The sequence below is a fragment of the Azohydromonas caseinilytica genome (genome assembly GCF_012927045.1).
Lineage (GTDB): Bacteria > Pseudomonadota > Gammaproteobacteria > Burkholderiales > Burkholderiaceae_C > Azohydromonas > Azohydromonas caseinilytica.
On record NZ_JABBFW010000002.1, the window covers coordinates 424,387 to 448,254 of the forward strand.

The 23,868-nt window shown below is 69.0% G+C and carries 16 protein-coding genes; 8 read left to right on the top strand and 8 right to left on the bottom strand.

Going from position 1 to position 23,868, the window contains the following annotated elements; translation table 11 throughout:
* Positions 1 to 100: 100 nt before the first annotated feature.
* Both HHL10_RS05000 and argA read right to left on the bottom strand, forming a co-directional pair.
* Positions 101 to 373: an oxidative damage protection protein gene (locus HHL10_RS05000; protein ID WP_028999141.1), complete on the bottom strand. Its 273-nt coding sequence runs from the start codon at positions 371 to 373 to the stop codon at positions 101 to 103.
* Positions 374 to 400: 27 nt separating this feature from the next.
* The gene (gene argA, locus HHL10_RS05005; RefSeq protein ID WP_169159225.1) at positions 401 to 1,741 is read right to left on the bottom strand and encodes an amino-acid N-acetyltransferase; all 1,341 of its coding nucleotides are present in this window, start codon (positions 1,739 to 1,741) and stop codon (positions 401 to 403) included.
* A gap of 185 nt (positions 1,742 to 1,926) precedes the next feature.
* Between argA and hrpA the strand changes: the two genes are divergently transcribed.
* Both hrpA and asd read left to right on the top strand, forming a co-directional pair.
* Positions 1,927 to 6,030, top strand: coding sequence for an ATP-dependent RNA helicase HrpA (gene hrpA / locus HHL10_RS05010; protein WP_169159226.1), 4,104 nt, complete (start codon positions 1,927 to 1,929; stop codon positions 6,028 to 6,030).
* A gap of 209 nt (positions 6,031 to 6,239) precedes the next feature.
* Positions 6,240 to 7,088: an archaetidylserine decarboxylase gene (gene asd / locus HHL10_RS05015; protein WP_169159227.1), complete on the top strand. Its 849-nt coding sequence runs from the start codon at positions 6,240 to 6,242 to the stop codon at positions 7,086 to 7,088.
* A gap of 69 nt (positions 7,089 to 7,157) precedes the next feature.
* Here asd and HHL10_RS05020 read toward each other — a convergent pair whose 3' ends face one another.
* Positions 7,158 to 7,628: a hypothetical protein gene (locus HHL10_RS05020; protein WP_169159228.1), complete on the bottom strand. Its 471-nt coding sequence runs from the start codon at positions 7,626 to 7,628 to the stop codon at positions 7,158 to 7,160.
* 656 nt (positions 7,629 to 8,284) lie between these two features.
* On the opposite strand from HHL10_RS05020, the gene nirB reads away from it, so the two are divergent.
* From nirB to HHL10_RS05040, 4 genes are all read left to right on the top strand, one after another.
* A complete protein-coding gene (gene nirB, locus HHL10_RS05025) occupies positions 8,285 to 10,834 on the top strand; it encodes a nitrite reductase large subunit NirB (protein WP_169159229.1) in 2,550 nt (849 codons plus the stop codon).
* 31 nt (positions 10,835 to 10,865) lie between these two features.
* Positions 10,866 to 11,198: a nitrite reductase small subunit NirD gene (gene nirD, locus HHL10_RS05030; protein WP_169159230.1), complete on the top strand. Its 333-nt coding sequence runs from the start codon at positions 10,866 to 10,868 to the stop codon at positions 11,196 to 11,198.
* A 41-nt stretch (positions 11,199 to 11,239) separates the two neighbouring features.
* On the top strand, positions 11,240 to 12,052 hold the full coding sequence (locus HHL10_RS05035) for a formate/nitrite transporter family protein (protein WP_169159231.1): 813 nt from the start codon (positions 11,240 to 11,242) through the stop codon (positions 12,050 to 12,052).
* A gap of 70 nt (positions 12,053 to 12,122) precedes the next feature.
* Positions 12,123 to 13,859, top strand: coding sequence for a bifunctional protein-serine/threonine kinase/phosphatase (locus tag HHL10_RS05040; RefSeq protein WP_169159232.1), 1,737 nt, complete (start codon positions 12,123 to 12,125; stop codon positions 13,857 to 13,859).
* 4 nt (positions 13,860 to 13,863) lie between these two features.
* On the opposite strand, the gene HHL10_RS05045 is transcribed toward HHL10_RS05040, so the two are convergent.
* From HHL10_RS05045 to mfd, 3 genes are all read right to left on the bottom strand, one after another.
* Positions 13,864 to 15,672 carry a sensor histidine kinase gene (locus tag HHL10_RS05045; protein ID WP_169159233.1) on the bottom strand — a complete coding sequence of 603 codons (1,809 nt, stop codon included), beginning with the start codon at positions 15,670 to 15,672 and terminating at the stop codon, positions 13,864 to 13,866.
* A 199-nt stretch (positions 15,673 to 15,871) separates the two neighbouring features.
* Entirely contained in the window at positions 15,872 to 16,588 is a 717-nt protein-coding gene (serB, locus tag HHL10_RS05050; protein ID WP_169159234.1) for a phosphoserine phosphatase SerB, read from the bottom strand.
* A 46-nt stretch (positions 16,589 to 16,634) separates the two neighbouring features.
* Positions 16,635 to 20,081, bottom strand: coding sequence for a transcription-repair coupling factor (mfd, locus tag HHL10_RS05055; RefSeq protein WP_169159235.1), 3,447 nt, complete (start codon positions 20,079 to 20,081; stop codon positions 16,635 to 16,637).
* 125 nt (positions 20,082 to 20,206) lie between these two features.
* On the opposite strand from mfd, the gene ispD reads away from it, so the two are divergent.
* Both ispD and ispF read left to right on the top strand, forming a co-directional pair.
* Positions 20,207 to 20,983, top strand: a complete 777-nt coding sequence (gene ispD, locus HHL10_RS05060; protein ID WP_169159236.1) for a 2-C-methyl-D-erythritol 4-phosphate cytidylyltransferase — start codon at positions 20,207 to 20,209, stop codon at positions 20,981 to 20,983.
* A complete protein-coding gene (gene ispF, locus HHL10_RS05065) occupies positions 20,980 to 21,465 on the top strand; it encodes a 2-C-methyl-D-erythritol 2,4-cyclodiphosphate synthase (RefSeq protein ID WP_310734527.1) in 486 nt (161 codons plus the stop codon). The genes ispD and ispF overlap by 4 nt, the downstream gene beginning before the upstream one ends.
* Positions 21,466 to 21,561: 96 nt before the next feature.
* Here the strand turns inward: ispF and HHL10_RS05070 are convergent, their stop codons facing one another.
* Together HHL10_RS05070 and ompR are read right to left on the bottom strand one after the other, a co-directional pair.
* Positions 21,562 to 23,022 (bottom strand): sensor histidine kinase family protein, encoded by a 1,461-nt coding sequence (locus HHL10_RS05070; RefSeq protein WP_169159237.1) that lies wholly within the window; start codon positions 23,020 to 23,022, stop codon positions 21,562 to 21,564.
* A complete protein-coding gene (gene ompR, locus HHL10_RS05075) occupies positions 23,009 to 23,743 on the bottom strand; it encodes an osmolarity response regulator transcription factor OmpR (RefSeq protein ID WP_028999127.1) in 735 nt (244 codons plus the stop codon). The genes HHL10_RS05070 and ompR overlap by 14 nt, the downstream gene beginning before the upstream one ends.
* Positions 23,744 to 23,868 lie beyond the last annotated feature (125 nt).

Consider the following 23,868-nt stretch of genomic DNA (forward strand, 5'->3'; position numbering starts at 1 on the left):
CTGCGGCTGCGGAGCGGGTGCGCGGGCTGCCGGGCGGCAGCCCTGGGAGACGCGAGATCCGCGCGGCGGCCGTCCGGACGGCCGCCGCGCGGGGCCGGCCTCAGGCCGAGGGCGGCACGAAGCCCGTGGGCTGGTCGGCGCCTTCGCCGAAGAAGAAGCGCTCCATCTGGCGCGCCAGGTACTGGCGGGCGCGGGCGTCGGCCAGGTTCAGGCGGTTCTCGTTGACCAGCATGGTCTGGTGCCGCTTCCAAAGCTCGAAGGCTTCCTTGCTGACGTTGTCGTAGATGCGCTTGCCCAGCTCGCCGGGGTAGGGCGCGAAGTCGAGGCCCTCGGCCTCCTTTTTCAGATAGATGCACTGAACCATGCGTGCCATGGGTTTTCTCCTTCGGGAATGTGGGGCTCAGTTGAGCTTCTTGACCAGCACCAGCGAGCGCCGGTCCCAGTTGTACTTGCGCTTGCGCGCCTCGGGCAGCCAGTCCGGATCGACCTGCTGGAAGCCGCGCTTGACGAACCAGTGCTTGGTGCGCGTGGTGAGCACGAAGATGCTCTCCAGCCCCAGCGCCTTGGCGCGCTGCTCCACGCGCTTGAGGATGCGCTCGCCGTCGCCCTGGCTCTGCACCTGCGGCGAGATGGTCAGCGCGGCCATCTCGGCCGTGCGCGCCTCGGGGTACGGATACAGCGCCGCGCAGCCGAAGATCACGCCGTCATGCTCGATGACGGTGTAGTTGGCGATGTCGCGCTCGATCTCCGTGCGCTCGCGCCGCACCAGCGTGCCGTCGCGCTCGAAGGGCTCGATGAGCTGCAGGATGCCGCCCACGTCGTCGCTGGTGGCCTCGCGCAGGCTCTCCAGCTTCTCGTCCACCACCATGGTGCCGATGCCGTCGTGAGTGAAGACCTCCATCAGCAGCGCGCCGTCCACCGAGAAGGGCAGGATGTGCGAGCGCTCCACGCCGCCGCGGCACGCGCGCACGCAGTGCTGCAGGTAGAACGCGGTGTCGGTGGGCAGCGTCGGGCGCGGCAGCGAGGCCAGCAGCCGCTCGGCCTCGGCCACCGACAGCTCGGTGTCGATGGGGCTCTCCGGGTCCTGCAGGTTCTCGCGGATGCCGGGCATTTCGGTGAGGAACAGCAGCTTGTCGGCCTGCAGCGCGACGGCGGTGGCGGTGGCCACCTCTTCCATCGCCAGGTTGAAGGCCTCGCCGGTGGGCGAGAAGCCGAAGGGGCTCAGCAGCACCAGGGTCTCGGAGTCGATGGCGCGGCGGATGGCGGCGGCGTCCACCTTGCGCACCACGCCGCTGTGCATGAAGTCCACGCCATCGACGATGCCCACGGGCCGCGCGGTCAGGAAGTTGCCCGACACCACCCGCACCGTGGCGTTGGCCATGGGCGTGTTGGGCAGGCCCTGCGAGAAGGCGGCCTCGATCTCGAAGCGCAACTGCCCCGCGGCCTCCTGCGCGCAGTCCAGCGCCACCTCGTCGGTGATGCGCAGGCCGTGGCTGTAGCGCGAGGTGTGGCCCTTGGCCGCGAGCTGTTCGTTGACCTGCGGCCTGAAGCCGTGCACCAGCACCAGCTTGATGCCCATGGCATGCAGGATGGCCAGGTCCTGCGCGAACTGGTTGAGCTTGCCCGCGGCAATGGCCTCGCCGGCCAGGCCGATGACGAAGGTCTTGCCGTGGTAGGCGTGGATGTAGGGCGCGACTGCCCGGAACCAGGGGACGAAGGTGTGCGGAAAGACGAGGCTCACGGCGGCGGCAGGGCGTGCGGGTTAATCCGGAATTCTTGCATGCCCCTGAAAGCAGGGCTTGCGACGGGATGCCCGGTTTGCCGCCGGATGGCACGCACCGTGCCCCGCGCGCATCTTCAGCGGCCAGGGCTTTACCCGGCATGGCCGGGTTGCCGTCAGGGGGCTGCGGATAATCCCGCCCCGCGATGCCCCCCATTTCCGATACCCGCCCCTCCGCCGCACCGGCCCAGAACCGCCCGGCCAAGAAACCTGCCGCACCCGGCGCGCCGGCGCAGCCGAATTTGAATACGAGCGTGAATCCGCAGGCCAAGGCCCCGGCCGCGCCCAGCGCCGGGACGAAGCCCGACGGCCCGCGCCGCCCCAACGCCGCCGTGCCGGGCCAGCCCCGGCCCGCTGCCGCGCAGCGCCGCCCCGACGCCGCGCCGCGCCCGCCGCGCGAGCCGTCCGCCGCGCGCCCGGCCACGCCGATCCCGCCCATCACCTTCCCGGAGAGCCTGCCCGTCAGTGCCCGGCGCGACGAGATCGCGCGCGCCCTGCGCGAGCACCAGGTGGTCATCGTCAGCGGCGAGACCGGCTCGGGCAAGACCACGCAGCTGCCCAAGATCGCGCTGGCCCTGGGCCGCGGGCGCGGCAACGGCGGGCGCCTGATCGGCCACACCCAGCCGCGGCGCATCGCGGCCTCCAGCGTGGCCAAGCGCATCGCGCAGGAGCTGAACTCGCCGCTGGGCGAGGTGGTGGGCTACAAGGTGCGCTTCCAGGACCGGCTGCAGCCCGGCGCCTCGGTCAAGCTCATGACCGACGGCATCCTGCTGGCCGAGACCCAGGGCGACCCGGACCTGCGCGCCTACGACACGCTGATCATCGACGAGGCCCACGAGCGCAGCCTCAACATCGACTTCCTGCTGGGCTACCTGCGCCAGCTGCTGCCGCGGCGGCCCGACCTCAAGGTCATCGTCACCTCGGCCACCATCGACGCCGAGCGCTTTGCCAGGCACTTCGAGTCCGCCAAGGGCCCGGCGCCGGTGATCCACGTCTCGGGCCGCCTGTACCCGGTGGAGCAGCGCTGGCGCCCCTTCGAGGAAGGCAAGGACTTCGACCTCAACGACGCCATCGCCGACGCCATCGACGAGCTCTGGCGCGAGGGCCCGGGCGACGTGCTGGTGTTCCTGCCCGGCGAGCGCGAGATCCGCGAGGCGGCCGAGCACCTGCGCGGCCACCACCCGCCGGGCGTGGAAATCCTGCCGCTGTTCGCGCGGCTGTCGCAGCAGGAGCAGGACCGCGTGTTTGAAACCGGCGCGCGCCCGCGCATCGTGCTGGCCACCAACGTGGCCGAGACCTCGCTGACCGTGCCCGGCATCCGCTACGTGGTGGACTCGGGCCTGGCGCGCGTGAAGCGCTACAGCTACCGCAACAAGGTCGAGCAGCTGCAGATCGAGCCGGTGAGCCAGGCCGCCGCCAACCAGCGTGCCGGCCGCTGCGGCCGCGTCTCCAACGGCGTGTGCATTCGCCTCTACGACGAGACCGATTTCGCCGGCCGCACCCGCTTCACCGACCCGGAGATCCTGCGCAGCTCGCTGGCCGGCGTGATCCTGCGCATGAAGAGCCTGCACCTGGGCACGGTCGAGGATTTCCCGTTCCTGGAGCCGCCGCCGCGCAAGGCCATCGCCGACGGCTACGCGCTGCTGGCCGAGCTGGGCGCGGTGGACGAGCGCAACGAGCTCACGCCCGTCGGTGGCGAGCTGTCCAAGCTGCCGCTGGACCCGCGCATCGGCCGCGTGATCATCGAGGCCCGCCAGCGCCATGCGCTCACCGAGGTGCTGGTCATCGCCAGCGCCCTGAGCGTGCAGGACGTGCGCGACCGCCCGCTGGAGCAGCAGCAGGCCGCCGACCAGAGGCACAAGCCCTTCGACGACGAGAGGTCCGAGTTCAACGGCTACCTGAAGCTGTGGAAGTGGCTGGGCGAATCCCGCGGCGGCGACGGCCAGGCGCACCGGCTCTCGGCGCGCAAGCACGAGGCGCTGCTGCGGGAAAACTTCATCAGCCCGCGCCGGGTGCGCGAGTGGCGCGACATCCACTCGCAACTGCACACCGTGGTGGCCGAGCACGGCTGGCGGCTCAACGACACGCCCGCCACCTACGACCAGGTGCACCTGTCCATGCTCTCGGGCCTGCTGGGCAACATCGGCCTCAAGAGCGACGAGGACGACTGGTACCTGGGCGCGCGCGGCATCAAGTTCTGGCGCCATCCCGGCGCGCACCTGAGCAAGAAGCCCGGGCGCTGGATCGTGGCGGCGGAGCTGGTGGAGACCACGCGGCTGTTCGGCCGCGGCATCGCCGCCATCGAGCCGCAGTGGATTCCGGGCATCGCCGGCCACCTGCTCAAGACGCAGCTGCTGGAGCCGCACTGGGAGAAGAAGGCCGCCGAGGTCATCGCCCTGGAGCGCGCCACGCTCTACGGCATCGTGGTCTACAACAACCGGCGCGTGAGCTACGCCAAGCTGGACCCGGTGGGCGCGCGCGAGATCTTCATCCGCCAGGCGCTGGTCGAGGGCGAGTGGGACACCCGGCTGCCCTTCCTGGCCCACAACCAGAAGATGGTGCGCCAGGTGCAGGAGCTGGAGCACAAGTCGCGGCGCCAGGACGTGCTGGTGGACGACGAGCTGATCTTCGCCTTCTACGACCGCCACATTCCCGGCGACGTGTACAGCGGCGCCACTTTCGAACGCTGGTTCCGCCATGCGTCCAAGGCCGACCCGAAGCTGCTGCAGATCAGCAAGGAAGAGCTGATGCGGCACGAGGCCGCCGGCGTCACCAGCGAGGCCTTCCCGAAGACGATCCGCCTGGGCGGCATCGACTGCGGCGCCGCCTACCTGCACGAGCCCGGCGACGCGCGCGACGGCGTGACGGTGACGGTGCCCATCTACGCCCTCAACCAGGTCAGCGAGGAGCGCTGCGAATGGCTGGTGCCCGGCATGCTGGCGGCCAAGGTGCAGGCGCTGCTCAAGAGCCTGCCGCAGCGCCCGCGCGCACGGCTGGTGCCGCTGCCGGAAACGGCAGCGGAGTTCGTGGAGCTCACGCCCTTCGGCGAGGGCGGCCTGACCGACACGCTCTTGAAATTCGTGCGCGAGCGCACCCAGCTGGCGGTGCAGCGCAATGACTTCAAGCTCGACATGCTCAGCCCGCACCTGTTCATGAATTTCAAGGTCGTGGACGAGCACGGCCGCCAGCTCGGCATGGGCCGGCACCTGCCCACGCTCAAGGCCGAGCTGGGCGGGCAGGCGCGCTCGGCCTTCCAGGCCCTGGCGGCGCTGAAGGTGAAGGCGGCCCCGGCCGCGCCCGCGGCGGCGCCTGCACCCGCGTCCGCGCCTGCGGGCGGCGGCGCACGGGTCGAGCGTGCGGCGGCCAAGGCCCCGGCGCCGGAAGCGGCGCCCGCCGAAGCCGCCCGGTACACCGCCTGGACCTTCGGCGAGCTGCCCGAGCTGATGGAGCTGAAGAAGGGCGGCCAGACGCTGGTGGGATTCCCGGCGCTGATCGACAAGGGCACGCACGTCGAGATCGAGGTTTTCGACGAGCCCGACGTGGCAGCCTCCAGGCACCGGGCCGGCCTGCGTCGGCTGGTGGCGCTGCAGATCAAGGAGCCTCTGAAGTACCTGGAGAAGAACATCCCGGACCTGCAGAAGATGGCGGTCTACTTCATGCCGCTGGGCACGCAGGAGGAGCTGCGCGAGCAGATCATCGACGTGGCGCTGGACCGCGCCTTCCTGGGCGAGCCGCTGCCCACCGACGAGTTCGGCTTCAAGCGCCGCATCGACGAGGGCCGCAGCCGCCTCAACCTCATTGCCCAGGAAGTGGCGCGCCAGGCCGGCGCGGTGCTGGCCGAGTACGCCGCCGCGGCGCGCAAGCTCAAGGACACGCGCAACCTGCCCAAGGAGGCGGCGGACGACATCCAGGCCCAGCTGCAGCGGCTGGTGCCCAAGCGCTTCATCGTGCAGACGCCCTGGAACGCGCTGCAGCACCTGCCGCGCTACCTCAAGGCGATCGTGATGCGGCTGGACAAGTGGCGCGCCGACCCCGCGCGCGACGCCCAGCGGCTGGCCGAGCTGCGCCCACTGGAGCAGCGTTTCCTGCGCCGGCTGGCCGAGCTGAAAGGCCAGCACGACGCGCGGCTGGACGAGTACCGCTGGCTGCTGGAAGAGCTGCGCGTGAGCTTCTTCGCCCAGGAGCTGCGCACGCCGCAGCCGGTGAGCGTGAAGCGGCTGGACAAGGCGTGGGCGCAGCTTTCCAGTTGAGCTTGGCGGGCTGCATGCAGGCAGGGCTGCGGTAGCCCGGCAGCTGTTGCGGCACGCCCCCTGCTTCGTCATTCCCGCCTGCGCGGGAATGACGGAGTAGGGAGCGCGGCGCTTCTGCTCCGTGATGCACCGGAAGCTTCCGTAGCCCGGTGTGTGAGAAACCCCTCGCTACACTTTCCGGTTTGCCCTGACTTCCTCGGAACACCGCCTTGATCGACCGCCTCTCCGTCCTCATCCAGTACCTCCTGCCCAAGCAGGCGATGACCGTGTTCGCGGGGCGGGTGGCCTCCTGGGAGGGTGGGGCGGCCACGACGCGGATCATCCGCTGGTTCGTGCGCCGCTACGGGGTGGACATGTCGGAGGCGGTGAACCCTGACATCGCCAGCTACCGCAGCTTCAACGAGTTCTTCACCCGGGCGCTGAAGCCCGGCGCGCGGCCGCTGGCGGTGGCGGACCTGATCTGCCCGGTGGACGGCGCGGTGAGCCAGTTCGGCGCCATCGAGCGCGGCCGGATCTTTCAGGCCAAGGGCCACGACTACAGCGCCACGGCACTGCTGGGCGGCGACGAGGCGCTGGCGCGGACCTTCGAGGGCGGCAGCTTCGCGACCCTGTACCTCAGCCCCAAGGACTATCACCGCATCCACATGCCCTGCGACGGGCGCCTGGTGCGCATGGTGCACGTGCCGGGTGAGCTGTTCTCGGTGAACCCCGTCACCGCGCGCGGCGTGCCGGGGCTGTTCGCGCGCAACGAGCGCGTGGTGTGCGTCTTCGATGGCGCGCACGGTCCGTGGGTGCTGGTGCTGGTGGGCGCCACCATCGTGGGCAGCATGGCCACGGTGTGGCACGGCGTGGTCAACCCGCCGCGTCCGGGCCGGGTGCGCGAGTGGAATTACCGCGACGGCGCGCCCATCGAGCTCAAGCAGGGGCAGGAGATGGGCCGCTTCCTGCTCGGCTCCACGGTGGTGATGCTGTTCCCGCAGCGCGGGCTGAAGTGGAACCCGCTGTGGAAGCCGCTGCACCTCATCAAGCTGGGCGAGCCCATGGCCGTGCGCGGCTGAGGCGCCCGGTCGGCCGCCACGGTTGCAGGCCGCTCACGGCGGCGCGGGGGGCTGTGAGCCCTGACCCGCTCAGCGGCTGGAGTGCTGCCGCGCCGCCAGGGAGCGGTGCCGCCGGGGCCCGCGCACGACCGCCCGGATGGCGACGGTCAGCGCGGCGGTGGCCACCGCCGCGCCCAGCAGCGCCTGGGCCCAGATCGTCATGTTGGCGCCCAGGGTGTATTCCGACCAGTGCGCCTGGGCGTAGTACGCCAGCACGCCGGTGCCCAGCGCGCCGTAGAAGCCCAGGCACAGTCCCGCCAGCACGCCCAGTCCCAGTACCGAGAAGGCCCCGGCCACGAGGCCGATGGCCGTCATGAGCGCCCAGCCCAGATAGACCGTTTCCCGCGTGATTTCCTGCGGCAGGTTGGGATAGAAAACCAGAAATTCCGCGTTGTGCGCCGAGTGGCCCAGGCTGGCCAGCCAGTACAGCGCCGCAAGAACCCAGACGCGCTTGGGCAACTTCAGTTTCTGGAAAAGGGTGGGCGTGGGTTTTTGATTCATGGGGAGCATCGACTCGCAGCGCTTGAAACCCTGTGCCGGGTGGTCGCAGGGCAGGCACGCGAGGTGCCGTTTGCGCCATCAATTCATGGTTTAGCGGCATGTTGACGCCGGATTTGAGAACCAAGGTGTCAGGTATTTCACGAATTGCGGGCTCGGGTATGGGCCAAGGGCTTCCGCCCGCATGCCGGCGCCACGGCTTTCCATCGTTGCCGCCGCGCCACTGGCGTCCCTGATGCCGCTGAGCCTCGCCGGCTCTCGCGCGGGCGCCATGCCGGTGCCCACGGCCTGTGCGGCGTGGTGCCCTCATGCGTCGCCTTGGTGCGCCAGGGCCGGCTTGGTGCAGCGAAATGGCCCGCGGTGGCCGGTGTGCACGGTGGAATTGGTTGGCACGGCTATTGCGAAAGCCCAGGCACTTCCATCGCAATGCATCGAGGCGCCGCAGTTTCTGCCGGTCAACCTCCCGGGCCACAACGACGTGCGCCCGCCCGCGTCACGACGACAAAGGGCATTGCCCATTCCCGAACCCGCACTGCATTGATAACCGTCCGATGGGCCGGTTGCGCCGCCGCATGGGCTTTTGACAGCGGCCGGGTTCGGAGCCCTCTTCGCGCACCAGTTCGGCTGGCGTTGTTCATCACCCACGCATCGAGAAACCCATGAAAATCCTCGTTATCGGCCACGGCATGGTGGGACAGAAATTCCTGGAAAGCCTGGTGGAGGCCGGCATTCACCACGCCGAGGTCACCGTGTTGTGCGAGGAGCCGCGACCCGCCTACGACCGCGTGCATTTGTCGGAATTCTTCGCCGGCAAGGCCGCGGAGGATTTGTCGCTGGTGCCGCCGGGTTTCTTCGATCGCGACAACCTGCTGCTGAAACTCAACGCCCGCGCCACGGCCATTGACCGTGACAGCAAGACCGTGACGGTTGCCGGCGGCGATGTGCTGCCCTACGACAAACTCGTCATCGCCACCGGTTCCTATCCCTTCGTGCCGCCCATTCCCGGCAAGGAGCGTCCCGATTGCTTCGTGTACCGGACCATCGAGGATCTGGAGGCGATGCTCGAATGCGGCACGCGCTCGCAAAGCGGCGTGGTGGTGGGCGGTGGCCTGCTGGGCCTGGAATGCGCCAAGGCGCTGCGCGACATGAAATTGCAGACCCATGTGGTCGAATTCGCGCCGCGCCTGATGGCGGTGCAGGTGGACGATGCCGGCGGCCGTACCCTGCGCAGCAAGATCGAGGCTCTGGGCGTGCAGGTGCATACCCAGAAGAACACCGTTGAAATCACCGACGGCCAGAATGCGCGCCACCGCATGGTATTTTCCGACGGCACGCACCTGGAAACCGACATGATCGTGTTTTCCGCCGGCATCCGGCCGCGCGACGACATGGGGCGCCAATGCGGGTTGAATATCGGCCAGCGCGGGGGTATCGTCATCGACAACCAGTGCCGCACCAGCGACCCGGATGTTTACGCCATCGGCGAATGCGCGGCCTGGAACGGCCAGGTGTTCGGCCTGGTGGCCCCGGGCTACGACATGGCGCGCGTGGTGGCGAAGCAGCTGGCCGGCGAGGAGGCTGAATTTCGAGGTGCCGACATGAGCACCAAGCTGAAACTCATGGGCGTGGACGTGGCCAGTATCGGCGATGCCCTGGGTACCACCCCAGGCAGCCGCGCCTACCAGTTTGCCGATGAGCGCAAGCAGGTTTACAAGAAAATCGTCGTTTCGAATGACGGCAAGCAGCTGCTGGGTGCCGTGCTGGTGGGAGATGCCGCCGAATACGGCACGCTGCTGCAGATGATGCTGAATCGCCTCGAATTGCCCGAGGCGCCGGAATTCCTGATCCTTCCGTCCTCGGAGGGGCAGGCGAAACCCGGGCTGGGCGCGGATGCGCTGCCGGATTCGGCGCAGATCTGCTCTTGCAACAACGTGTCCAAGGCCCAGTTGTGCCAGGCGGTGGCCGGCGGTATCAATACCATCGGTGAATTGAAGGCCTGCACCAAGGCCGGCATGACCTGCGGCGGCTGCGTGCCGCTGGTGACCCAGGTGATGAAGTCCGAGATGAAGAAACTCGGCGTGGCGGTCAACAATCACCTGTGCGAGCATTTTGCCTTTTCGCGCCAGGAACTGTTCCACCTCATCAAGGTCGAGAAAATCAAGACCTTCGACGAGCTGCTGGACAAGCATGGCCAGGGCCTGGGCTGTGACATCTGCAAGCCGGTGGCGGCCAATATATTTGCCTCGGTGTGGAACCATTTCGTCTTGAACAAGAGCCACGCCAGCCTGCAGGATTCCAACGACTATTTCCTGGGCAACATCCAGAAGGACGGTACCTATTCTGTCGTGCCGCGCATGGCCGGCGGCGAGGTGACGCCGGAAGGATTGATTGCCGTGGGCCAGGTGGCCAAGAAATACGGCCTCTACACCAAGATCACCGGCGGCCAGCGCGTGGACTTGTTCGGCGCCCGTGTCGAGCAATTGCCTCTGATCTGGGAAGAGCTCATTGCCGCCGGTTTCGAGTCCGGCCATGCCTACGGCAAGTCGCTGCGCACGGTCAAATCCTGCGTGGGCTCGACCTGGTGCCGCTATGGCGTGGACGACAGCGTGGGACTGGCCGTCGAATTGGAAAATCGCTACAAGGGCCTGCGCGCGCCGCACAAGATCAAGTTCGGCGTTTCCGGCTGCACCCGGGAATGCGCCGAGGCCCAGGGCAAGGACGTGGGCGTGATCGCCACCGACAAGGGTTGGAATTTGTATGTGTGCGGCAACGGCGGCATGAAACCCCGCCATGCCGAATTGCTGGCCTCGGATCTGTCGAAGCAGGATCTGATCCGCTATATCGACCGCTTCCTGATGTTCTACGTGCGCACCGCCGACCGGCTGCAGCGCACCAGCGTGTGGCGCGACAACCTCGAAGGCGGACTGGAATATCTCAAGCAGGTTGTCATTCACGACAAGCTGGGCCTGGCCGCCGAATTGGAGGCCGACATGCAGCATGTGGTCGATACCTACGAGTGCGAATGGAAGGCCGCGGTCACCAACCCTGAAACCCGCAAGCGCTTCCGTCCCTTCGTCAACAGCGAGCAGGGCGACCGCCACGTGATTTTCGTCCAGGAGCGCGGGCAGATTCGCCCGGCCACGCCGCAGGAACGGCAGGCCCGGCTGAATGGTGCCGAGGAAGCCGACCAGGCCGCCCAGACCGTTTGACATCCGGAATTTCAAATTGAGGACTCAGGACATGGAAAAGACCTGGACCCCCGTGTGTGCCGTCGAGGACATCCTGCCCAATACCGGCGTCTGCGCCCTGGTGCAGGAGCGGCACGTGGCGGTATTCCGCATTGAGGACGACGTGCAGCGCCTCTACGCCATCGACAACTACGACCCCAATGCCCAGGCCAGCGTGCTCTCGCGCGGGCTGGTGGGCAACCTGGGCGCGCGCATCGTCGTGGCCTCGCCCATCTACAAGCACCATTTCGACCTGCAGAGCGGTGAATGCCTGGAAGCGCCCGAAAACTCGGTGCGAGCCTATCCGGTGCGCATCGACCATCAAATGGTCTGTGTCGGCGTGTGAGGCTGGTCGCTTGAATATTCTAAATATTCCAAGGAAATAACGTGGCTTATCTTGTCCCTTCGGAGTTCGTGACCAAGATGGTCGATGCCGGTGAATCCAAGATTCACATGGCGACCCGGGATGCGCTCATTCGCGCCTACATGGCCGGCGCGATCCTGGCACTGGCCGCGGTATTTGCCGTGACGGTGTCCGTGCAGACCGGTTCGCCGATTTTTGGCGCCATCCTGTTCCCGGTGGGTTTCTGTATGCTGTACCTGCTGGGTTTCGACCTGCTCACCGGCGTGTTCGTGCTCACGCCGTTGGCGTTGATCGACAAACGTCCGGGTGTCACGCTCAAGGCCGTGCTGAAGAATTGGGGCATCGTGTTCCTGGGCAATTTCCTGGGCGCGCTGACCGTGGCGGTGCTGATGTCCATCGTCTTCACCAACGGTTTCCAGACCGAGCCCAGCAAGGTGGGCCATGCCATCGGCGTGATCGGCGAATCGCGCACGCTGGGTTATGCCCAATATGGCGCGGCCGGCATGCTGACGCTGTTCGTGCGCGGCATGCTGTGCAACTGGATGGTGTCCACCGGCGTGGTCGGGGCCATGATTTCCACCACCGTGGGCGGCAAGGTCATCGCGATGTGGATGCCCATCATGCTGTTCTTCGGCATGGCTTTCGAGCATTCAGTGGTGAACATGTTCCTGTTCCCCTCCGGCCTGCTCATGGGCGGCCATTTCTCGCTGATGGATTATCTGATCTGGAACGAGATTCCCACCGTGCTGGGCAACCTGGTCGGCGGCCTGGCCTTTACCGGCCTGACGCTGTACGCCACCCATATCAAGACCGGCCCGAAGCGCAAGCTGGCCTGAATTTCATCACAACAAATAGTCCGCACCCCACGCTTCAAGCCTCAACCCGAGCCGGGTTGAGGCTCTTTTTATGCCCGCACGACTTCAGGTGGCCATCGGCCAGTATTCGAGCCCGGGCCGCAAGCCCACCCAGCAGGATTTCCATGGTGCCTGCCTGCCCGCGGAACCGGCATTGAGTGCCAAGGGCATCGTGCTGGCCATTGCCGACGGCATCAGCAGCAGCGAGTTCAGCCATATCGCCAGCCAGACGGCGGTGCGCAGCCTGCTGGAGGACTATTACTGCACCTCGGACGCCTGGTCGGTGAAAAACTCGGTGGAGCGCGTGCTGGCCGCCACCAATGCCTGGCTGTACGCGCAAACCCAGCAGGGATTGGGCCGCCATGACAAGGACCGCGGCCATGTCTGTACGCTGAGCGCCCTGGTGCTCAAATCCGGCACGGCGCATCTTTTTCATGTGGGCGATGGCCGAATTTGCCGGGTCCATGCCCAGGCTCTGGAGCCCCTGACCCAGGAGCACCGCGTGCGTATTTCCTCGCAGGAGAGTTATCTCGGCCGGGCCCTGGGCATTGCCGGCCATTTGGAAGTCGATTACCGGGCACTGGCCGTGGCACCCGGCGATATCTTCCTGCTCACCACGGACGGGGTGCACGAGCATGTCGGCGAGAATTTCATCTTGGCCGCCGTGGCGGCGCATGCTGACGATCTGCACCAGGCGGCCCGGCACATTGGCGAGGAGGCTTTCCAGCGCGGCAGCCCGGATAATCTCACGGTGCAGCTGTTGCGGGTCGAATCCGTGCCCGATGCGCAGGCCGGCGATATCCGCCAGCAGGTGGCGGAATTGCCGCCGCCGCCCATCCTGGAACCGAGAATGGTGCTGGACGGCTACCGCATCGTCCGTGAAATCCACGCCAGCAGCCGCAGCCACATTTACCTGGCGGTGAATGAGGAAACCCGGGAAGCGGTGGCGTTGAAAACCCCCGCCATCGACGTGCAGGGCGATCCCGCCTGCCTGGAGCGCTTCCTGATGGAGGAATGGATCGCCCGGCGCCTGGCCAGTGCCCATGTGCTCAAACCCTGTGGCACCGCCCGGCTCCGGCGGCATCTCTATGTCGCCATGGAATATGTGGAAGGCCGCACGCTGGCGCAGTGGATGATCGACCATCCCCGGCCAAGCCTGGATGCCGTGCGTGGCATCGTGGCGCAAATTGCCAGGGGACTGCGTGCCTTTCACCGGCTGGAAATGCTGCACCAGGATCTGCGCCCTGAAAATATCTTGATCGACGCCACAGGCACGGTGAAGATCATCGATTTCGGCTCGACGCGGGTGGCCGGCATTGCGGAAGCCATGGCGCCGGGCCGCAATGAGGGCATTCCGGGCACGGCGCAATATGCGGCACCGGAGTATTTCCTGGGCGAGGAGGGCACGCCGCGTTCGGATTTGTTCGCGCTGGGCGTACTGAGCTATCAAATGCTCGGCGGCAAACTCCCTTATGGCCTGGAGCCACCCAAGACCCGCAGCCGCACGGCGCAGCGGAAGCTGCGCTACGCGAGCCTGCTGGAGGTGCGGCGGGATATTCCGCGCTGGATTGACGAGGCGATCCAAATGGCCGTTCAGCCGGACCCGGCGGGGCGCCAGGGCGACGTGTCGGAATTCATGCACGACCTGCACCATCCCCGGCCGGAATTCCTGGTCCGGCGCCATGTGCCGCTGATCGAGCGGCATCCGGTGCTGTTCTGGAAGACGCTGGCGCTGGGCCTGACGGTGGCGCTGGTGGCGGTGCTGGCCCTGCAGGCCGCGGCCCGCTGAGGCTTCAGGTCGAGGCGACCGAAGGCTTAGCCGTCGGCCCTTCCGGCTCCGCCGGCGGCAGAGGCAGCTCACACCAGAACTCGGAGCCCTGGCCCGGCGTGCCGCGCGCGTCCAGCGTGCCGCCCAGCAGCTGCACCACGCGCTGCACCGTGGCCAGGCCCAGCCCCGCGCTGCCGTGGCGTCGCGGCCCGGCCTCGCCGGTGAAGGGCTCGAACAGGTGCTCGCGCTGCTGCGCCGTCAGCCCGATGCCGGTGTCGCGCACGCTGAAGAGCCAGCGCTGCGAGGAGATGCGCGCCACGCGCAGCGTCACGCTGCCCGCGGGCGTGTACTTGACCGCGTTGGACAGCAGGTGGTTGAGCACCTGGCTCAGCCGCAGCGGGTCGCTGCGTACCTGTGCGTCCTGCGTATTGGCGTCGAGTTCCAGGCGCAGCGCCAGGCCCTTGAAGTGAGCCTGCGGCTCGAACAGCGCCACGCAGTCCCGCGCCAGGCGCCCCAGGTCCACGTTCACCGGCTCCAGCTCCAGCTGCCCGGCCGCGACGTTGGAGAAGTCCAGCACCTCGTCGATCACGCCCAGCAGCTGCCGCCCCGAGCGCTCGATGATCTGCACCTGCTGGCGCTGCCCCGGCTGCAGCGGCGACTCCAGGAGCCGCCGCGCCATGCCCAGCAGGCCCTGCAGCGGGGTGCGCACCTCCTGGCTGAGGTTGGCCAGGAAGCGGGACTTCACGCCGCCGGCGGCCTCGGCCGCGGCGCGCGCGGCGTCGAGCTGCAGCAGCGCCGTGCGGCGCCGGCGCAGCAGGCTGTGGATGTACAGCGTCAGCGCCGCGATCGCGACATCGAGCAGCAGCACGCCGATGCCGCACAGCCACGCCGTCTGCTGCCAGTGGCCCAGCATCAGGCTCTCCCGGGCCGTGACGCTGACCACCAGCGGGGCGCCGTCCACCGCGTGCGACGCGGCGATGCGCCGCTGCGTGTCGGTGGGGTCGGAGATGCGCGGCGCCTCGGTGGTGACGATGGCCTCGTTGCGGCCCTGGGCCTGCGCCGCCGCCAGGGCGCGCATGGCAGGCGCGTCGCGGTAGGACATGCCCAGTGCATCCGGGCGCAGCGGATAGCGCGCCAGCAGCGTGCCGTCGTTGCGCAGCAGCAGCATGGCGGTCTCGCTGTCGCTGAGATTGATCGAGCGGTAGAAGCGCTCGAAGTAACCGGACTGGATGCCCGCCAGCGCCACGCCGATGGTCTGCCCCGAGGGCGCACGGATCTTGCGCGCCAGGTAGAAGGTCCAGCGCCCGGTGGCGCGGTTGCGCACCGGGGCGGAGATGTAGAAGGTGAGCGCCGGGTCCGCCAGGTGGGCCTGGTGGAAGTCGCGGTCGGCCAGGTTCATGGCCGGCGCCGGGAAGCTGGAGCTGAAATTAAGTACCTCGCCGTCCAGCGCCACGATGGTGGTCATCTCCAGCAGCGGCAGCTCGTCGGTGCGCTCGCTCAGGAACTCGTGCATCGAGCGCGTGCGCGCCGTCTGGCGCAGCGCCGCCTCGCTGTCCACGCCCAGGGAATGCACATGGTCCACGATGCGGCCCAGCACGTAGTCGCCGGTGCGCATGGTCAGCGCCGCATGCTCGGCCGCGGTGGCCGAGAAGTTCTTCATGTACAGCCGCCAGGTGGCGAGGCTGTCCTCGCGGCTGCGCCAGAGCATGAGCACGGCCGCCGCGGTGAGCACCAGGATCAGGAAGGCGCCAAAGGCCAGCACCAGCGCTTCGCGCCGCGGCTCGGTCAGGAACGGCGCGCGCTCGGGGGCGGCCGGAGGTACAGCGGTCGACATCGAGGGCAGGGCGGCCGGGTGGGTGAGGAGCGGAGTGAGGGGGGGATGAGGGCGCTGCATCCTAGCGATGCGGCGCGACGGGCCAGGGCACCAAAAGCACGTTGGCTTCGACTTCCGAGCATGCAGCAGCGCGGGGCGTGAAGCCTGTCACGCCCCGCCGCTCACCGGGCCACGGGGCGTGCCGCGCGCCGGCACGGCCTCAGGGCCGCACCAGCTCCAGCAGCCGGTCCAGGCCGCCTTCCTCGATGGACACCATGGCCTGCTCGCGCACCTTGGGCTTGGCGTGGTAGGCCACGGACAGGCCGGCGGCGTCCATCATGGGCAGGTCGTTGGCGCCGTCGCCCATGGCGATGGCCTGCGAGGGCGCGATACCCAGCCGCTCGCAGGTGGCCAGCAGCATGCGGCGCTTCTCGGCGCCGTCGCAGATGTCGCCCCAGTCCTGGTCCACCAGGCGGCCGGTGAGGTGGCCGTCCACGATCTCCAGCACGTTGGAGCGGGCGAAATCGATGCCGAGCAGCTCGCACACGCGCTCGGCGAAGAAGGTGAAGCCGCCGGAGACCAGCAGCGTCTTCAGCCCGGCGGCGCGGCAGGCGTCGATGAGCGCCTTGGCGCCCGGATTGGGCTTGAGGCGCCGCTCGAACACCTCGTGCAGAAAGCCTTCGGGCACGCCCTGGAGCATGGCGACGCGGCGGCGCAGGCTTTCCTTGAAGTCGGTGATCTCGCCGCGCATGGAGGCTTCGGTGATGGCCGCCACCTCGGCCTTGCGCCCGGCGGCGTCGGCGACCTCGTCGATGCACTCGATGTTGATCAGCGTCGAGTCCATGTCGAAGGCGATCAGGCCGAAGTCGCGCAGGTTCAACGGCGGCGTGAAGCCCCGAATGGTGAGACCGGGGGCGAAGGCGAGGGGCAGGGACATGGCTACGGGCGTCAGCGAGGCAAAACCCGCGATTATCGGGGCCGCCTCAGGCCGTCGCCTTCACCGGCGCGCCCAGTGACCTCAGCACGTCGCGGATGAACTGGGCGCGGTCGCGCGGCTCGGGCGTCTGGCGCTCGATGCGCAGCTTGTCGTTGCCCGCGAGCTTGATGTGCCGGTTCTTCTGCACCAGCTCGATGATGCGCATCGGGTCGATGGGCGCGTCCGGGCGGAAGCTGATCACCATCGCCGCCGGGGCCGCGTCGATCTTCAGCACGCCGTAGGGCTTGGCGAGCACGCGCAGGCGGTGCGTGTCGAACAGGGTCTGGCCCTGCGGCGGCAGCTTGCCGAAGCGGTCGGTGATCTCCTCCAGCAGCGTGTCGATCTCCTCGGCCTTCTCGGCGCAGGCCAGCCGCTTGTAGAGGTTCAGGCGCACGTGCACGTCGCCGCAGTAGCTGTCGGGCAGCAGGGCGGGCGCGTGCAGGTTGATCTCGGTGGTGGCGCCGAAGGGGCTGAGCAGGTCCGGCTCGCGGCCGTTCTTCAGCGCCTTCACCGCCTCGGACAGCATGTCGTTGTAGAGCTGGAAGCCAACCTCCTGCATGTTCCCGCTCTGGTTCTCGCCCAGCACCTCGCCGGCGCCGCGGATCTCCAGGTCGTGCATGGCCAGGTAGAAGCCCGAGCCCAGCTCCTCCATGGCCTGGATCGCCTCCAGGCGCTGCGATGCCTGCTTGGTCAGGCCTTCCATGTCCGGCACCAGCAGGTAGGCGTAGGCCTGGTGGTGGCTGCGGCCGACGCGTCCGCGCAGCTGGTGCAGCTGCGCCAGGCCGAACTTGTCGGCGCGGCTGATGACGATGGTGTTGGCGCTGGGCACGTCGATGCCGGTCTCGATGATGGTCGAGCACAGCAGCAGGTTGTGGCGCTGGGCCACGAAGTCGCGCATCACGCGCTCCAGCTCGCGCTCGGGCATCTGGCCGTGCGCCACGGCGATGCGCGCCTCGGGCAGCAGCTCCGCCAGCTTGGCGCGCCGGGCCTCGATGGTCTCGACCTCGTTGTGCAGGAAGTAGACCTGGCCGCCGCGCTTCAATTCGCGCAGCACCGCCTCGCGGATCACGCCCTGGTTCTCGCCGCGCACGAAGGTCTTGATGGCCAGGCGCCGCTGCGGCGCGGTGGCGATGACCGACAGGTCGCGCAGGCCTTCCAGCGCCATGCCGAGCGTGCGCGGGATCGGCGTGGCGGTGAGCGTGAGCACGTCCACCTCGGCGCGCATCGCCTTCATCGCTTCCTTGTGGCGCACGCCGAAGCGGTGCTCCTCGTCGATGATCAAGAGGCCCAGGCGCTTGAACTTGACGTCGGCGCTGAGCAGCTTGTGGGTGCCGATGACGATGTCGATGGTGCCGTCGGCCAGGCCCGCCATGGCGGCCTTGATCTCCTTGGCCGATCTGAAACGGCTCATCTCGGCCACGCGCACCGGCCACTTGCCAAAGCGGTCGCTGATGTTCTGGAAATGCTGCTCGGCCAGCAGCGTGGTGGGCGCCAGCAGCGCCACCTGCTTGCCGCCGGTGACGGCCACGAAGGCGGCGCGCAGCGCCACTTCGGTCTTGCCAAAGCCCACGTCGCCGCACACCAGCCGGTCCATCGGCTTGGGGCTGATCAGGTCCTGGATGACGGCGTGGATGGCCGCGCGCTGGTCCGGCGTCTCCTCGAAGCCGAAGCTGGCGGCGAAGGCCTCGTAGTCGTGCGGCGAGAAGCGGAACGCGAAACCCTCGCGCGCGGCGCGGCGGGCGTAGAGGTTGAGCAGCTCGGCCGCGGTGTCGCGCACCTGCTCGGCGGCCTTGCGCTTGGCCTTGTCCCACTGGCCCGAGCCCAGCTTGTGCAGCGGGGCCTCGTCGGCGCTCACGCCGGTGTAGCGGCTGATCAGCTGCAGCTGCGACACCGGCACGTACAGCGTGGCCTTGTCGGCGTACTCCAGGTGCAGGAACTCGCTGGGGCCGTCGCCCAGGTCGATGTTCAACAGGCCCTGGTAGCGGCCAATGCCGTGGCTCATGTGCACTACCGGGTCGCCGATCTTGAGCTCGGACAGGTCCTTGATGAGGGTGTCGACGTTGCTGACCTGCTCCTGCTTGCGCCGCCGCCGCGCCCCGCCGCCGGCGGCGGCGAACAGCTCGGTTTCGGTGAGGAACTGCAGCTGCCGCGCCTCGGACGGATCGCTCCAGTAGAAGCCGGCGGCCAGCGGCGCGGCGGTGATGGCGACCTTCTCCGGCCCGGCCTCGAACTCGGCCAGCGTGGCGACGCTGGGCACCTCGATGCGGTGGTCGCGCAGCAGCTCCAGCAGGCTCTCGCGCCGGCCCTCGCTCTCGGCCACCAGCAGCACGCGCGCCTCGGTCTCGCGCAGGTGCTGCTCCAGGCGCGCCAGCGGCTCGGTGGCGCCGCGATCCACGCTGACGTCCGGCAGCGGGCGCGCCCATTCCACCTCGTCACGGCCGCGCAGCGACAGCGTGGCGTGCGCGTTGGCGCGCCCATAGAAATCCTCGACGCGCAGGAACAGCGCCTCGGGCGGCAGCAGCGGGCGCTCCGGGTCGTGCTGCAGGAAGCGGTGGCGCTCGCGGGTGTCGGTCCAGAAGCGCTGCAGCGCCTCGTCCACCTCGCCGTGCAGCACCAGCGCGGCGGCCTCGCCCAGGTACTCGAAGATGTCGGCGACCTGGTCGAAGAACAGCGGCAGCCAGTACTCGATGCCGGCGCTGGCCACGCCGGCGGCGATGTCCTTGTAGATGCGCGAGCGCGTGGGATCGCCCTCCAGGCGTTCGCGCCAGCGCGCGCGGAAGGCGGTGCGCGAGGCCTCGTCCATCGGGAACTCGCGCCCGGGCAGCAGCCGCACCTCCGGCACGGGATACAGGCTGCGCTGGCTGTCGGGATCGAAGGTGCGGATGGAATCCACCTCGTCGCCGAACAGGTCCACGCGGTAGGGCACCGTCGAGCCCATGGGGAAGAGGTCGATCAGGCCGCCGCGCACCGCGTACTCGCCCGGCGACACCACCTGGCTCACATGCGTGTAGCCGGCCAGCGTCAGCTGCGCCTTGAGCGAGGCCTCGTCGAGCTTCTGCTTCTGCTTGAAGTGGAAGGTGTAGGCGGCCAGGAACGAGGGCGGCGCCAGCCGGGCCAGCGCGGTGGTGGCCGGCAGCAGGACGACATCCACATCCTTCTGCAGGATGCGCCACAGCGTGGCCAGGCGTTCCGAGATCAGGTCCTGGTGCGGACTGAAGCTGTCGTAGGGCAGCGTTTCCCAGTCGGGGAACACGGCCACGCGCAGGCCCGGCTCGAAGAAAGTCAGCTCATCGGCCAGCCGTGGCGCGTCGGCGGGGTCGGCGGTGATGACGGCCATCAGCCGCTTGGCGTTGGCGTGCTGGCGGGCGCTGCGCGCCAGCAGCAGCGCGTCGGCCGAGCCCGGCGGGCGCGGCAGCGTGAATCGTTTGCCGGGGGCGATGGCAGGCAGTTGCATCGTGTGGGGCTTGCAGCAGAAGGCGCGCCCGAAAGCGGGCGGGGGCAAAGAACGGCCGCCGGCCCAAGGCTGCCGAGGAGCGGCACGCCGGGGCGGGCGGGGGGCAAATTCTAGAATCCGGCCCGATGACCTCCCTGACTCACGGGCCGGCGCCGCGCTGCTATGCGCTCGTGCCCTGTGCCGGCACTGGCAGCCGCTCCGGTGCCGACCGTCCCAAGCAGTACGTTCCCCTGGCCGGCCGGGCGCTGGTCGCCCACACCCTCGATGCCCTGGCGCGCGTGCCGCGCCTCAGCGCCACGCTGGTGGTGCTGGCGCCCGACGACGAGCTGTTCGACGCCGCCGTGCCGCAGGCCGCGGGCGACGCGCGTGTCTGGACCGCCCGCCGCGGCGGCGCCACCCGCGCCGCCACCGTGGCGGCCGGGCTGGAGGAGCTGCTGGCGCGCGGCGCCGCGCCCGACGACTGGGTGCTGGTGCATGACGCCGCGCGCTGCCTGATCCGGCCCGAGTGGGTGCTGAGCCTGATCGAGGCCTGCGAGGCGGACGAGGTGGGCGGGCTGCTGGCGCTGCCGGTGGCCGACACGCTCAAGCAGGAGGAGCAGGGCCGCGTCGCCGCCACCATCGACCGGCAGGCGAAATGGGCGGCGCAGACGCCGCAGATGTTCCGCATCGGGCTGCTGCGCCGCGCGCTGGCGGCGACGGGCGAAGGCGTCACCGACGAGGCCAGCGCGGTCGAGGCGCTGGGCCTGCGCCCGCGGCTGGTGCCCGGCGCGCTGGAGAATTTCAAGCTCACCTGGCCGGCCGACTTCGGGCTGGCGGAAAGACTGCTGCAGACCATGGCTCCCGCTTCCGATTCCTCCCTGGCGCGCGGCGCCGCTGTCGCAACGGCTGGAGGCGCGCGGTGATCCCGGCGCTGCGCATCGGCGAGGGCTGGGACGTGCACCAGCTGGTGGAAGGGCGGCCACTGGTGCTGGGCGGCATCACCGTGCCGCACACGCACGGGCTGCTGGGCCATTCGGACGCGGACGCGCTGCTGCATGCGCTCACCGACGCGCTGCTGGGCGCGGCCGGGCTGGGCGACATCGGCCGCCACTTCCCGGACACCGACGCCGCCTTCAAGGGCGCCGATTCCGCCGTGCTGCTGGCCGAGGCCGCGCGCCGCGTGCGGGCCCAGGGCTGGGAGCTGGTCAACGTGGACTCGACCATCGTGGCCCAGGCACCGAAGCTCGCGCCGCACATCCCGACCATGCGCGAGCGCATCGCGCAGGTGCTGGGCATCGACGTGGAGCGCGTCAACGTGAAGGCCAAGACGGCCGAGAAGCTGGGGCCGGTGGGCGAGAAGAAGGCGATCGAGGCGCGGGCGGTGTGCCTGCTGTGCAAGGCCTGACGAGGCCTGAGCCAGAAGAGGGCACATAAAGAAAAGAGAAAGCCGCCATGGCCGCTTTTGCAGCCATGGCGGCTCCGGTTCAGTGCCGGCTGAAGCTCAGGGCGCCCGCTTCAGCCGCACATGCGCGATCAGGCCACCGTCGGGCGCGTTGGCCAGCTCCAGCCGGCCGCCCATGCGCTGCAGCGATTTATCGACGATCGCTAGGCCCAGGCCGGCGCCGGTGGCGGCGGTGCGCGCGGTGTCGCCCCGGTAGAAGGGCGTGGTGAGCTGGGCCAGGCGCGCCGGCGGCACGCCCGGGCCGTGGTCGCGCACGCTCACCGTCACCCAGGGGCCGCTGCGCGTGTAGCTCACCAGCACCAGCGCCGGGCCGCCGCTCTCGCTGCGGCCGTAGCGGCGCGCGTTCTCGAACAGGTTGGCGAAGACGCGGCCCAGCTCGGTGTCGTCGGCCAGCACCATCAGGTCGATGGCCACGCGGGCGCTGATGCGGATCTGGGTCGGGTCGCGGAAGGCGGCCGCCTCGCGCTCGATCAGCGCCGACAGGTTCACCGGCACCAGCGGCGCGTCGCCCGGGCGGGCGTAGTCCATGAACTTGTCGATGATCGCGTCGAGCTGGTCGATGTCCATGGCCATGTTGCGCCGGGCTTCCTCATCCTGGACGCTCATCTCCGCCTCCAGCCGCAGCCGCGCCAGCGGCGTGCGCAGGTCGTGCGAGATGCCGGCCAGCATCACGGCGCGGTCCTCTTCCACCTTGGCCAGCTCGCGCGCCATGCGGTTGAAGCCCATGTTCACCTCGCGGATCTCGCTGGTGAGCGTGTTCTCGTCGAGCTGCGACTCGTACTCGCCCTCGCGGATGCGGCTGGCGGCGAAGGAGAGGTCGCGCAGTGGCTGGTTGATCAGCCGCGCGATGGCCGCCGAGCCCAGCAGCGTCGCCACCAGCGCGATGCCGACCCAGACGAACCAGGTGCCGCTGGTGAGCGGGTACACGCGCGTGGCCTCGGCCTGCAGCCAGTAGGCGTCCTTCTCGATGGTGAAGCCCACCCACAGCCCGTCCACGCCGTTGACGCTGCGCGCCAGGATGGTGTCCTCGTCCAGCCGCGCGCGCAGCTCGCGCCCGATGCGGCGCGTGAAGCGGTCGGTCTCGAAGGGCTCCCAGCGGTGGCCGGGCTCGCGCGGCAGCACCTTGACGGCTTCCTCCTCGCTCATCGTCTTGACGACGGCGACGCGGTGGATGCTGTCGGAGAAGCGCAGCGCCGCGCGCGAGAGGTTGACGAGGCTGGCGATCTGCTGCGCCGATTGCACCGCGCGCGGCTCCAGCTCCAGCGCGCGCAGCGTCTGCACCCAGGCGAAGATGCCGCCGCCCAGCAGCAGTGCCAGCAGGAAGAAGGTGCGCCAGAACAGGCTCAGCGCCAGCGACTGGCGCTCGCGGCTGGTGGCGGTTCGCGGCAGCAGCCGGCGCAGGCGGCGGCGCAGGCTGCGTTGCTTGTACGTCGATGCCGGGGGCTGCCGCGTCGCGCCCTCGACGTCGGGCGTGGACTGGTCCAGCTCAGCTTGCGCCATCGGGCACGAACACGTAGCCGACGCCCCAGACCGTCTGGATGTAGCGCGGTTGCGCCGGGTCGGGCTCGATCATCTTGCGCAGCCGCGAGATCTGCACGTCCAGGCTGCGGTCGAAGGGCTCGAACTCGCGGCCGCGCGCGAGCTGGGCCAGCTTGTCGCGCGACAGCGGCTGGCGCGGATGGCGCACCAGGGCCTTGAGCATGGAGAACTCGCCGGTGGTCAGCGCCATCTGCTCGCCGTCCTTGGTGAGGCGGCGCAGCGACAGGTCGAACTCGAAGGGGCCGAAGTTCACGACCTGCGGTTCCTTGGACGGTGCGCCCGGCGCTTCCAGGGCAGGCCGGCGGCGCAGCACGGCGTGGATGCGCGCGAGCAGCTCGCGCGGGTTGAAGGGCTTCGGGAGGTAGTCGTCGGCGCCGACTTCCAGGCCGACGATGCGGTCCACGTCCTCGACCTTGGCGGTGAGCATGATGATCGGCGTGGAGTCGTTGGCCGCACGCAGCCGCCGGCAGATCGACAGGCCGTCCTCACCGGGGAGCATGAGGTCCAGCACGATGAGGTCGATGGTTTCGCGCGTGAGCACGCGGTTGAGCGCCTTGGCGTCTTCGGCCAGCAGCACTTCGAAGCCTTCCTGCGTCAGGTAGCGGCGCAGCAGATCGCGGATGCGGGCATCGTCGTCCACCACGACGACGCGGTCGGGCCGAGGGTTTGCAGGGGTGTTCATGACGGGCTCCCTATTTGTAACGGCGGCATTGTGTACAGGTTGACGCGAGGGTTTCGGCGCGTTTCGCACCTCTGTTACAACTCTTTCGGCGCCGGGGCTGCTCCCGGGGCGTTAAAGAGTGTCGC